Here is a 13,534-nt window from a genome sequence, read left to right as displayed (position 1 = left end):
TAATTGATTCATACTATTCGTGTCTACACGGCAGACTCTAAAATTACTTTGTGAGTTTTGGTAATTAAATTTATTTTGATGGCAAGACAAACGTATTTTGTTCGGGTTCTATTTTTCTTTTTAAAGCCGCAGCATCCAGATTATCAGAGCGAACATCCTTAAAAATAATTTGATTCGTTTTGTCCGAAGGCACATTTACATCCCTCATAACAAGTCCGTTTACATCATCAAAAACAAAAGCCGGACGGAAATCTTCTTTTTCGAGAGTCACTTTTATATTTTTCATTACGATTCCGTTTACGTGTCGAACATAAAATCCCCATGAAGGCAATTCTCCAAACATGGTAAATTCCGGATACCCTTTTATATTTTCCAATACATCTTTTAATCGGGTCAAAGGCAGATACGCCATTCCTTTTGAAGCTCTTCCGGGATATGTAATTTCGATATTTTCGAGAGTTACATTTTCGATAGGATATCCCGGGATTCCGGCAATCGAAGAAGGGAATGGATTATGGAAATAATCTACTTCGGGTCCGCGTAAATCATAATCGATATCCGGGCGTCCGAAAGGAATTTGGGCTTTTACGTTTTTTATCGAAACATTTTTAATATAACCCGGTTTGTCTCCGTTTCTATGGCCTAACCTGATCAATATCGCATTTCCTGTATTTACGGCAGTAATATTCGAAACGGTAATGTTCTCAATTTCGGCACCATCAACAGATTCTATAGCAATGGCCGACCTGAAAGTATCAAAAACCTGAATATTTTCTATTGTTACATTTTTGAAACTCCCATACGAACCTGTTCCAAATTTAACGGCATTGGCACTCGATCTGATCGTGCAGTTGGCGATATAAATGTTATTGTTCTGCAATCCCGGAGAATCTGATTTCAGACAAATTCCATCATCAGCAGAATTGACGTCACAATTTGTAATTCTTACGTTCTCACATCCGTCAATATCAATTCCGTCATTGTTCCAATACGCTCTGCTGTCAACTTTTATTCCATCGACCACGATATTACTGCTTTGCTCAAAACACTGTACCCAACCTGAACTGTTTTTTAGTGTAATAAGTTTCATTGTGATAGAATCGCATTTTACGAAAGAAACCAATTTTCCTCTTCCGTCTCCGGGACGCAGTCTTCTGTAATTATAACTGGCATCTATTTTTACTCCTGTATGGTGCAGACTGTCCACTGCCAGAGCCAGTTCCCTGCCCTGTCCATCAATAATTCCTTTTCCTGTAACAGCAATATTTTTTGCCGTATGAGCCAGAACCAAAGCTCGTACTCCTTCTAATTTTGGATAATCATTAGGGTCTGTACTTCCTAACAAAACTGCGCCTTCTTCAAAAAATAATTCGACATTACTTTTTATTATGATGCTGCCTGATAAAAATTTTCCTTTTGAAAAAACAACTCTTCCTCCTTTATTTTTATTAGCCGCATCAATCGCTTTTTGAATTGCTTTTGTATTTAATGTCTTTCCATCGGCAACAGCTCCAAAAGCAGTTACTAAATAGTCTTTTCTTTTTCCGGCATGCATTTCAACATTAAAACTGAGCTGTAAAAGAAAAAGTAAAACGATACAACTTCTGAAAATCTTTTTATTATTATTCATAATGCTTTGTTATTTAATAAACGCTTTGAGACGTATTACATAAAAATTTTATTAAACACACAGAAATATATAATTTAAGTATAAATATGAATACAAAAAGAAATATATTTCTTCTAAACAGCTCATTTTATGTATTTTAAACAATTGAAATACCTTTTTTAAGTCTACAAAAAATCTATGTTTCTATGTGTTGAAAACAGGTTAATTATTAATTTAAAATTACCAAAAGACGGTATATAATGCTATTAATACACCGCTGATAATAAATGATCCAATAATAAACTCTGAGGAAACCCTGAACATTGATTTATCAATTTCGATTTTTAATGTTTCCTGTTGTTCTTTAGTTTCAGGGTTTAATAGGCTAATTGCAACCATTATCAATACGATTAAAAAAAACGAGATGGTCATTCTGTCTAAAAAAGGATAATCCGGAAAAGCACCATTTGTCCATACCGGCAGGAATTTTAATACTGCTGCTAAAGGTACGGTCAGCAATGCCCCCGCAAGTCCGGCTGAAGGCGTTGTTTTCTTCCAGAACATTCCCAATAAAAAAATAGCCAAAACTCCCGGCGAAAAGAAACCAACATACTCTTGTATGAATTGATAAGCCTGATCTAATGATTTTAATGCCGGAGCAACAATTGCAGCAATAAACATGGCGATTATCACGACCCATCTTCCGGTAAGGACTAATTTTCTTTCTGAAGCATTTTTATTGAAATACTTTTTATAAATATCTAAAGAAAAAATCGTCGAAATACTATTTGCTTTTCCTGCTAACGAAGCTACGATTGCTGCGGTTAATGCGGCTAGGGCAACTCCTTTTAATCCCGCCGGTAATAAATTCATTAAAGTTGGATAAGCCTGATCCGGTTTTAAAACTCCTGCGGCATCTACCATTTCTTTTTGAAACATACCGTTTTGATGCATTACATACATAGCAATCCCCGGCAAAACAGCTATAATAGGCACTAATAATTTCAAAAAAGCAGCAAATAAAATTCCTTTACGGGCTGTTTTTAAATCGGCTCCCAAGGCGCGCTGAACAATATACTGATTACAGCCCCAATAGGCCAGATTATTGATTAGCATACCTCCTACAAGTACAGAGATTCCAGGAAGTTCAGCATAATGAGGGTTTGATTTGTCAAGGATCATATGCAGGTGTCCCGGTGCTTCTTCTTTTAGAACCATGAGCCCTTTCAGGATATCTTTTCCAAAACCAAACTGCTCTGACAATAAGGTCAGGGACAAATAAGTGGTTACCAAACCTCCCATAATCAATACGATAACCTGAAACATATCTGTATATCCTATGACTTTCATTCCTCCTAGTGTAACGATTATAGAGAATAAACTTAATCCGATAACACAAAATTGAAAGCTGACGGGTGCGATTGATGAGATGGCCAAAGCACCTAAATAAATGATCGAGGTAAGATTTACAAATACATAAATCAACAGCCAGATTATGGCCATAATGGTACTCACTGTATCGCTATATCTTTTTGCCAAAAATTGCGGCATCGTAAATATCTTATTTTTAAGATAAACGGGTAAGATGAATATCGCGACAACGATTAATGTGGCAGCCGCCATCCATTCATAAGACGCAATCGCCAGCCCAATCGCAAAACCGGAACCGCTCATTCCTATAAAATGTTCAGCCGAAATATTAGAAGCAATCAGGGAGGCACCAATTGCCCACCAGGTAAGAGAACCTTCGGCAAGGAAATATTCGTTAGAACTCGTTGTTGCATTTTTCTTGCTTCGGTAAATATACATTCCGTAACTCGAGACCAGTACGAAATAGATAAAGAAAACAATGTAATCTGCGGTTTGTAATGCATTCATAATGGTGTGGTTATTTTTGGTTAGTCAGTAAAGTGCATTCTAAAATGTGTATGTTTTTAAACAAGTGCAAAGCTTAAAATAAGTCAGTCTTCCTATTATTCTTAACCCCCTCTTTTCTCTTTATTCTTTCCTCTCTTTCTATAATCTATTCTCTTCATTCTATTCTCATCATTCTATTCTCATCATTCTATTCTCTTTATTCTATACTCTTCATTCTATACTCTTTCCTCTCAAACTTTCAAAAACCATCTCCTCTTATACAAAAAATAAAGCAAAACAAGCTGCACTACTGTTACGGACAAAGCTGTAAAAACGGGTTGCCAAAGGAGAGGAAAGAACTTGATGATTCCTCCAAATACAAAATCGGCTGTATATTTAAAATCTACCAAGCCTTCTGCTGCTATATAAATCAAAATCGAATTTGAACCGATTAACAGTAAAGGGAATGCCCATTTATGAAATCCCAAAATATCAATTGTCAGATAGAAAAAAGTAAAAAACAAAATACTAAATCCACCTACAAAACATACAAAAGAGCTTGTCCATAAATGTTTATTAATCGGGAAATCATAATCCCAAATAATTCCTATTAGGATCAAAACAATTGCCGAAGCAACCATGACAGTTAATTTATTCTTTCGTGAAAAGTAGTTATCCGTCTTTAAAAATGTGCCTGAAAAAACACCCAACAAAGCCGTCGCAATTGCTGGTATTGTCGAAAACAAACCTTCAGGATCATATACTGTGCTGTGCAATCTTCCCGGCAAAAACAAACGATCAATATAGCCTTCTAAGGAACCTTCTTTGGTCAAAATACCTGCTCCAAAATCAGGAACAGGAATAAATTTCATTGTCAGATAATATCCTGCCAGAATACCTGTAAACCATATCAGTTGTTTTTTTAAATCAAAATTCAAATAGATCATACCTGCAAAAAACCAGGCAAGTCCAATGCGCCCCAATACACTGGCAAAACGGGTTTGATCAAACCCGTCAAAACGCAATAAGCCGTTGACAACAAATCCTAAAAACAATAATATAGAAGTTCGTTTTAGCATCGATCTGTATATTTTCTGTTTTTCTTTTGTTGGCAGTTCTCTTGGCGTTTTTACACCTGCCAGATTCATTTTCTTTTCGAAAGAATACGGCATAGAAACCCCGGCAACAAATAAAAAGATGGGAAAGATCATATCATAAAACGTAATCCCATTCCACTCTGCGTGGTGCAATTGCGACGACATCCAGATAAAAACGGGAATTGGTACAGCCTTCGCCAGCGCGTGCATGATATGTTCTCCGCTCATAATCCAAAACATAACAAACCCTCTCAGAGCATCCAGAGAAACCAATCTTTCACTTGCAATAGTTTTATTCATATTGTACTTATTTAAAAGCATATTTATCCTGTTGAGCCTCTTTTGTGAGATCAAAATTTTATAATTATTTCCTTTTATGGTATAGATGATGCATCAATACAATTCGCTAAAAAAGCAATTGTATGACTACAGAAATTTGAAAATTAAAAGCAGCAACAGGTACTTTACTGCTTTTAATTGTCCTTTATTACTTTGGTTCTATTGGCTTTATGACAAAGCCGTAACTGTATTCATTTTGTTTTAGTAAATACTGTTCGTGTGGATATTCGCCCCAACTGTTGTCTCCACCTAAACCCCGTTGTGCCAGATCAACACAAACAACAACTTCATTTCTTGGTGTAATATCACTTGAATGCATGTTCTTTTTTGTTAGTCCCGCATCAAAATCACTTGGATAATTATTCAAAGTACTCATTCCTAAAGGCTGTAATCCTTTTATTTCTAAACCTTTTCCGTTTTGATTTGAAAGTTTGAACCAACGGATATCTGTTTTATATCCGTTTTCCTGAGGACGAGTATAAGGAACATATTGATCGGCCACTTTACTTGTATAAATTCCTTTCAGTGACGAATCATTTCTATCTGAATAATTTTCCCAAGGTCCTCTTCCGTAATAATCCAGATTTTCGAGCGTATTTTTAAGAACGAAAATCATCCCGAAACGTGGCATATCCGGCACCGGATTAATTCCTTTTTTATAAGAAGGAACTATTTCTAAAGCGCCGTCACTACCCAAAGAATATTTGATCGTATAATCAGAAGCAATATCGTTAAGCTTCATTTTTGCACTAACATATTTTTTTCCGTTTTCTTCAATCATCTGAATATTTTCTAAACTGCTGTTTTTTCCGCCTGTTCGCCACACATTCGCTTTTACATTCATCTTATTTCCGTAATCATTATCTGTTGGAGCTCTCCAGAAATTAGGTTCCGGATATTGTTTAAAATATTCCTCTCCATTGAAACTATAATACGAAATCAAACCTGTCGCCTTGCTGATCTTCACGATAACATTGGTTGTACTCAAGATAAATTCATTTTTCTCCTCCTGAACTTTTGATGAAGAAGCGGTTGTTTTTTCAAAATAATTATCCCCATCCAAAACAAATTGTTCTTTAGCAATTGCAAAATTTTGAGGCAAAACTTCTGAACCAATTTTAGTATAAGCAAAAACATTAAGTAAATATTCTACTCCTTGTTTTGACTGCAATTTTGGTAAATTAAGTTTAAATTGTTTTTTTGATTTCGGATCTAAAGCGACATCAATTGTGCCCTCTTTTATAACGTTTCCGTTTTCTAAAACCTGATATTTAAAATTGTACTGATTCAGATTCGTAAATCCAAAATCGTTTATGATATCGATTACTCCATTCTTGATATCAACGGCTTCAAACAAAATATCCTGATATACTTTTTTTACTTCAAATGCTCCGGGATGCGGTGTTCGATCCGGCCAGACTAATCCGTTATGGCAAAAATTCTCGTCGTTGGTGTAATTCTGACTTCCCATATCTCCTCCATAAGACCAGTAATTACGTCCCGCTTCATCTTTTACCAGAAATCCCTGATCTACCCAATCCCAAATAAATCCGCCCTGCATGTTTTTACTGCTTCGAATAATATCCCAGTATTCCTGAAAATTACCGTTGCTGTTTCCCATGGCATGCGAGTACTCGCACATAATAAACGGACGGGTAACTTCTTTGCGTGCCGCATATTCTTTCATGTAGGCAATTGTTGGGTACATGGGACACACAATATCTGTGTTTTCATTTTCTCTTGCCTGCTCGAACTGTACCAAACGGGTGTTATCTCTCTTTTTGATCCATTTATAAGCTTCATGAAAAACGGGTCCGTTGGCACATTCGTTTCCTAAAGACCAAAGTATTACCGATGGTGCATTTTTGTCTCTTTCTACCAGACTGTAAATTCGGTCTAAATGTGCTTCTCGCCATTCCGGAAGATAAGCAGGATGTGTTTTGGGATTCATAAAACTTTGTCCCTCTACTCCCATTCCATGACTTTCAATATTGGCTTCGTCTACTAAAAACAAACCGTATTTATTACACAATTTTACCCAAAGGATATTGTTTGGATAATGACTACAGCGTACTGAATTGATATTCAACTGTTTCATCAGCTTAATATCTTTCATCATCGTGGCTTCATCCTGATAATGTCCTGTTACAGGATTATGCTCATGAATATTCACGCCGTGCACCATCAATCTTACACCGTTTACCAGTAATTGCCCTCCTTTTAGTTCTACTTTTCTAAAACCTATTTGAGTAGCTACTGTTTCGATTATATCTCCTTTTTCATCTTTTAAGGTTAACAGTAATGTGTATAAATTAGGCGTTTCACTGCTCCATAATTTGGGGTTTGATACCTTTTGCCCAAAATTGACTGTTTGAATTGTATTGCCTTCAAAATTTACTTTTACATCTTTAACAAATATATTTTTACCGGAAGCATCTACCAGTTTTGCTTCTAATTGTTGATTGTTTACGGCTTTTGACGTCAGATTTTTTAGAGTAACTTCTACATTTAAGCTTCCGTTTTTATACTTAGCATCTAAATCAGGTTTCGCAAAAAAATCAGCAATTCTGGTATCATTTGTACTATATAAATAAACATCTCTGTCTATGCCGGAAAGTCTCCAGAAATCCTGATCCTCGAGATAAGATCCATCGCTCCATCTGTACACTTCAACAGCCAGGCTATTATTTCCGGTTTTTAGGTATTTCGTAATATCAAATTCTGCCGGACTTTTTGTGTTTTCCGTATACCCTACTTTTTCTCCGTTTACCCAAATGTACATTGCTGATGTTCCTGCTTCAAAATGAAGATAAACATGGCGATTTTTCCAGTTTTCCGGTACTACAAAATCTTTTTTATAAGAACCAACCGGATTATCTGAATGATTTATAAATGGCGGGTTCCTCTCAAAAGGATACGTAATATTGGTGTAAATGGGCACTCCATAACCGTTTAATTCCCAGTTTGAAGGCACTTGCAATTCTTTCCAGTGTAAAGTACTGTAATCTTGCTTATAAAAATCTTTTGGACGCTGATCGGGTGTTGGCGACCAGGAGAATTTCCATTTTCCATTCAATGAAAAATACCACGGCGAATTACTGTACTGATCCATTATTGCAGACTTTTCATCTGCATAAGGAAGAAATGCCGCTCGTGCCGGTTCTCTGTTGATTTGAAATACTTCCGGGTTTTCCCAATCGTTTCTCTCTTTTTTATCCTGCCCAAAAACTGTCGTTCCGTAAATTACAAACAGGCTTAATAAAAGTATTGTGGTTTTGATTTTCTGCATTTATTACTGGTTTAGGTATCTTTAGATTGAAAGATTTATAAAATTCAAAAAATAAGCAATCTTGGTTTAAAACTTCATTTTCTCCGGCAAATATTTAGCGACTAATTCTTTATAATACGGCAATAATGCTTTTACATCTGGTTTTACGGGTGCCTTTGTATATAAATCGTAAGGATTGAATTTGCGTACCCAGTCAAACATTTCTACATCTTTCTCATTCATCAAATGGGCATAGGCATTTTCTTTGTGCTGTGAATAAAACGAGTGATAACGAATCATATATAAGGCAGGATCCGGCAGATAATCTTTCATAATCTGATACAGATATTCATCGTGTCCCCAGCTCATTTTTACTTTATCAAGTCCGCAATTTTCAGCATAAACACCAAATTTAGTATTAAATCTTTCATCTGTAAAATCTGGATTTTCTGAAAAAAATTCAGGGTATACAATTTTATCCGAGTAAGAACAACCTACCGGAAATGTATCGCCAACAACTGCCCATTGAGGTTCGCCAAACAAACATAAAATCTTTCCTAAATCATGTATAAAACCGGTCAGTACAAACCAATCCGGATGACCATCTGCCCTGATAGCTTCAGAAGTTTGTAAAAGGTGTTGCGTCTGGTCTAAATCAATATCAGGATCACTGTCGTCTACAAGTGTATTTAGAAAATCAACGGCTTCCCAAATCGACATTTCTTTTTTATTAAACTGTAAAAATTCAGCTTCTTTACTGCATACAAAATCGTAAGTCTGATAGGTATGATTTATTCTGTAAAATTCCTTAACGGTTTCTACTCTCTCTGAATCGACATAATTTCTAAACTCGTCTTTTTCTTTTACGGGTTCAGAAGGATCCGGATATCGTACTAACAAATCGTCTTCCCATTCATCCAGATTATGCAACGGATTATTACTGTCTAGTGGCTTTTTCATAAGATCTAAAATTAAATGTTACCTGACAAAAATAGCCTTATCATTAGAGAACAAAATGGACTAATACATCAAAAACATGGATAGATTTTAAATTTATGTGATTTTTTTAATAACAAAACATTAAGTAACCAATTCTTTTTCAAACACATAAAGATCTCCTGTTGATTTAGGGCTAATTATCAAATAAATAATTGCCATCTATCTCAGCTGAGAAATATAATTTAAATAAAACCTGAATATTGGGACAACAAAGCTGTTGTTTTTTGGCTAAAGCCAATTTATCTTTCATACTAATTTACCTCCAGCTAAAGCAGGAGGCAATTCAAAGAGAATTATCAATTATCAAAATAAAATGGATCGATTTTGACACGAATTTCACGAATTTTCACGAATTAAATTTGTCATAATGGTAAAATTCAGAATAATTACAATTCGCGAAAATTCGTGAAATTCGTGGCTAAAAACACCTAACCAAGACGCACTGCTGTGCGCCTCTACGATCAAAAATGTGAATATCTCGCAACAAATCATAAAAATACATAACAATTAAAATTCGCGAAGATTCGTGAAATTCGTGGCTAAAAAAAACACATAACCAAGACGCACTGCTGTGCGCCTCTACGGTATAAAAATTTCAAAATTTACTTCAATTAAATTCATCCAATTCGTGGCAAAAAAATAATTGAAACATTCTTTTTCCTAATCAAATCGCTCTTTGTATTTTTTGAATAAAGTATTCATTACCAGAAGCACAACTCCAACTCCTAATAAAACCAAGGCTCTGATTAGGAAATCTGCATTTGATAAATCGAAAAACATAAGTCGGATTACGCAAACACCTACTAAAGAAAGTGACACGTAACGGAAGTATTTCTCTTTAAGGATAATTCCGAGTATCAGTAATCCTAAAGATTCTAAAATCCAGAAGAATGTCAAGATTCCTTTGTCGAATGAGAGATATAAAAATAAACCAATGCTAAATGTAGCAGGATAAATTATAATACTGTTTCTGAACTGAAAATCTTCAATATACTTATAGATGATAAAAACGTATAATGCCAAAAGGGCAAATATGATCAGATAAACAAATTCAAATTTAGATTCGTAATACGTGAAACTAATAAAAGCCAAATGGAAATTTGCCAGTAAATAATACACGATACTGATTTCTTTTTTATCTCCAATTTTTTTATAATAAAGCCCCAGGTTTATTATAGCGGTTGTCGCCCAAAATACAGGAAGCCACTTGTGTTCTAACTGTGAGAACATAATGATCGAAAGCCAAATATTTATGACAATTTGATAATCTATTTTTAATGATTTTATAAACTCTTTTTTGTTCATCAGCAGTACTAAAACAACCAATAAAACAATACTGGAAAGTTGTAAAACCCAAGCTAACCACGTAAAATCATTTAGTTCTTTGATGCTGTAAAAAACAGATGTCATAATAGACAAAAGCCCAATAAGTATGACCGATTCCGGGACTAATTCTATTTTTTCATATAATATAAGACCAAAATTCAGGATGGCTAAAAGCATAAATAGTGGCGCTAAATAAACTACTTCTACCTGAATAAATAATAAAGCGATTACCCAAAGGTTTTGAATAATAGGTAAAAATGCAATAAACATTTTACCATCTTCTTTTTGGCTTTTTATTTGCAGGTAACTATAGCCCACAGATAATAAAACAGTAATTGCCTGTATCGCATATAAAATATTTTTGCTCACCGTATTTGCTTCGAAAGCAGCTAAATAAAGGCTTAGAAATATCCCTCCAATTAAAAGCACAAAAGAATAAATATTATAACGTTTAAATCTGTAAATTTTTTGAAAAATCCAAAAAGTAACTAATGCCAGACCTCCTAAATAAACAGGAATATAATCGAGCGAAATACAGGCAAATCCAAAAACCAGGGCGTTAAAAAGAATGAATTCAGAATTGATGACATTGAAATTTCCCCAGCCGGAAACAACAGCATTCGATTTGTTCCTGATTTTATCTGCAAATAATATATATATTTCAATTATTGATAGTCCAATGGCAATGAATCCAATTTCAGTATTGCTCAAAAATCGGGTATTATAGGCAAATAACGCGCTTCCAAATACCGAGAAAGCAAGACAAAAACCGTACAGCAAGATCTGGTTGTCCGTCGTAAGTGTTTTACGTTTGAACTGAATACATAAAAACTCATGATTGAGTAAAGCGATAGCAAACCATCCAAAAATCTGGATAATAGTATAAGGCGCTAAATATTTATATGAAAGCGAAATTAATAATAGATTGATACCAATGATTCCGATAGTTTTGACAATCGAATCATCATTATACAATAATTTTACAAACCAGTTTAACGTTACTATAGTTACAATCCCTAAAGCAAAGACAATATCCAAATTAGATTTTGGCTCTGTGAGCGTTAACATTAATCCTGTGCCAATGGTGATGACTAAAAAAGTAAATCGTCCAAAATCGAATGTGTTTGTCTTGAATCTGAATCGTAAAAGACACCACAATAAAGCAATAAATAAAAGCGGGTAATAAAACGAAATTTCGATGGTATGGTACCAGCTTATAAAAAGCAATATGGAGAAAAATACGGAGAAAACCCCGTTTAAACTCAAATCTTTCTTGAAGAAGAAAACATCAATTTCAAGATATTCTTTTTTTACAGCACAAAAAACAGGAACCAGTAATGTTGCAAATGTCATAAAAATGACCGCTGCAAAAGAGTTCGTAATATGGATTTGCTCAAAAGACGGATTAATGTACAAAAGGAAAAAAACTAAGGCCACCAAACAGAAAACATGATTGATCGCTAAAAATATTTTATGCAATAAAATTTCTTTGCTTTTATAAACAACAAACAAACAAGCGATCACCAAAAGGTACAATCCGCAAACGATAATATCATAGCCTACCATCCAATCGTTCAGCATTATGATGCTTAAAGCAAAGAGTATAAACGAAACCATTCCGTCTAAATGATACAACCAGATAATCTTTTTCTTTCTGGCAAAAAGGGTTGCACAAAGACAAAGAACCGCGGCTGTAAATAGAACGAAAATTTTGATTTTGCTTCCGGTAGAATGCAATATCAAACCTAAAGCAAATAAAACCCAGTTAACAAGGTGCGTTATAAAAGCGATTCGGTCAAAACGAGTATTAGCATAAATACTGCGGTATTGCATGTACATACAACTTACTGAAACCAAAACAATACCAAGTATGGCAAAGATGTTTTCAGACGAACTTAAAACACTGGTTCCTTGTGTAAACCAAATGTCAAATATTATAAAGGCAGAAATAACAATCAATAAATGATATTCCCATTTTTCTTTATAAGATAAAATTATTCCTGCTGTTGCCGTTAATGAAGCCAATAAAAATGTAATTAATAATTTTTCAGGAATTACACATAAAATCAGAAAACTCAGTATCACGTGAAGGGATAAAAAAGTTTGCTGTTTTATGATGTAACCAATATATAAATTGATCCCAATTCCAATCCCGATAAGCGAATATGCGAGCGGAATATTATCTATAAAAGCAAGCGCCGGAATTTGTGAGGCACCAAAACAACCAAACAAAAACAAACTTGCTCCGGCACTGCGAAGCCAAAGTCCTGTCTTAAACCATTTTTCTTTTTTCTGCAGGAAATAATACGACCCCGCTAAAATTCCGGCATAAAGCCACAGAATCAAAATCCTGAACATTGGCGAGACTTTCATGGCAGTATAAATACTCAGGTAGCCAATCCCTAAAACCATAATGGCTGTTCCTAAAATTCCGGTCCAGTTTTCGGCAAATTGCTGCTCCAGTTTCTTGATTAAAATAGAGAAAGCGCTTTCTACATAAACTTCTTCCTCGTATTTCTGAGGTTCCGGCTGTTCTTCGATCTCATATAATTGCTGAGGACGAGTTTCTTGTATTTCAATATTTTCTACTGATTCCGGTGTTTTTATTTCCGCTATACTTTCTTTATTATCATTGATATAAATGGTTGGATTCTCGAAGCTCAACGCCAGTTTTTCGAGAGCTTCTTCATTGCCTGCATTTCTCTCATTTTGAACAGAATCCTCAACAATATTGAAATTATCAGGAATGATCGGAGGAAGAACTTCCTGTATTTGTTCAGGAATTTTTCCAATTTCCTCGATTTTTGATGCTATACTTTCGGCAACAAAATCAGGTTGTGTTATTTGTTTTTTGATTTCTTCCATCTCTTTTTTCAAAGAGTTGAAATCATCTTTATTTTTTCTACAGAGAGAATCTAAGTATTCGTTTTCCTTTTTTAGATTGGAAAAATTATTAAATAAGATCGCAATACAGGCAATTAATGCCAAAAGAATAAAATTCTCCATAGTTTAAATTTAGAATCGGCTAATGTAAGAATT

The 13,534-nt window shown here is 34.6% G+C and carries 6 protein-coding genes; all 6 read right to left on the bottom strand.

All coding sequences use genetic code 11. From position 1 onward, the window contains the following. Window positions 1-70: 70 nt before the first annotated feature. Entirely contained in the window at window positions 71-1,630 is a 1,560-nt protein-coding gene (locus ACQKCJ_RS19925; protein WP_427402770.1) for a glycoside hydrolase family 28 protein, read from the bottom strand. Between the two features lie 219 nt (window positions 1,631-1,849). Next, window positions 1,850-3,487: a sodium/sugar symporter gene (locus ACQKCJ_RS19920; protein WP_271335984.1), complete on the bottom strand. Its 1,638-nt coding sequence runs from the start codon at window positions 3,485-3,487 to the stop codon at window positions 1,850-1,852. A gap of 230 nt (window positions 3,488-3,717) precedes the next feature. Further along, entirely contained in the window at window positions 3,718-4,863 is a 1,146-nt protein-coding gene (locus tag ACQKCJ_RS19915) for an acyltransferase family protein (RefSeq protein WP_271335983.1), read from the bottom strand. A gap of 187 nt (window positions 4,864-5,050) precedes the next feature. Continuing rightward, window positions 5,051-8,191 carry a glycoside hydrolase family 2 TIM barrel-domain containing protein gene (locus ACQKCJ_RS19910; protein ID WP_427402769.1) on the bottom strand — a complete coding sequence of 1,047 codons (3,141 nt, stop codon included), beginning with the start codon at window positions 8,189-8,191 and terminating at the stop codon, window positions 5,051-5,053. Between the two features lie 66 nt (window positions 8,192-8,257). Next, complete coding sequence (locus ACQKCJ_RS19905) at window positions 8,258-9,130, bottom strand: inositol oxygenase family protein (RefSeq protein ID WP_271335981.1); 873 nt, start codon at window positions 9,128-9,130, stop codon at window positions 8,258-8,260. A gap of 699 nt (window positions 9,131-9,829) precedes the next feature. Continuing rightward, complete coding sequence (locus ACQKCJ_RS19900) at window positions 9,830-13,501, bottom strand: hypothetical protein (protein WP_427402768.1); 3,672 nt, start codon at window positions 13,499-13,501, stop codon at window positions 9,830-9,832. Window positions 13,502-13,534: the final 33 nt, after the last annotated feature.

It is taken from the genome of Flavobacterium sp. NPDC079362 (assembly GCF_050267765.1).
GTDB classification, from domain to species: Bacteria; Bacteroidota; Bacteroidia; order Flavobacteriales; family Flavobacteriaceae; genus Flavobacterium; species Flavobacterium azizsancarii.
This window is presented reverse-complemented; position numbering and strand designations above follow the sequence as displayed.

Bases quoted from the DNA above. Each gene is read 5' to 3' on its own strand.
- ACQKCJ_RS19925 (WP_427402770.1), bottom strand. From the start codon at position 1,630: ATGAATAATAATAAAAAGATTTTCAGAAGTTGTATCGTTTTACTTTTT.
- ACQKCJ_RS19920 (WP_271335984.1), bottom strand. From the start codon at position 3,487: ATGAATGCATTACAAACCGCAGATTACATTGTTTTCTTTATCTATTTC.
- ACQKCJ_RS19915 (WP_271335983.1), bottom strand. From the start codon at position 4,863: ATGAATAAAACTATTGCAAGTGAAAGATTGGTTTCTCTGGATGCTCTG.
- ACQKCJ_RS19910 (WP_427402769.1), bottom strand. From the start codon at position 8,191: ATGCAGAAAATCAAAACCACAATACTTTTATTAAGCCTGTTTGTAATT.
- ACQKCJ_RS19905 (WP_271335981.1), bottom strand. From the start codon at position 9,130: ATGAAAAAGCCACTAGACAGTAATAATCCGTTGCATAATCTGGATGAA.
- ACQKCJ_RS19900 (WP_427402768.1), bottom strand. From the start codon at position 13,501: ATGGAGAATTTTATTCTTTTGGCATTAATTGCCTGTATTGCGATCTTA.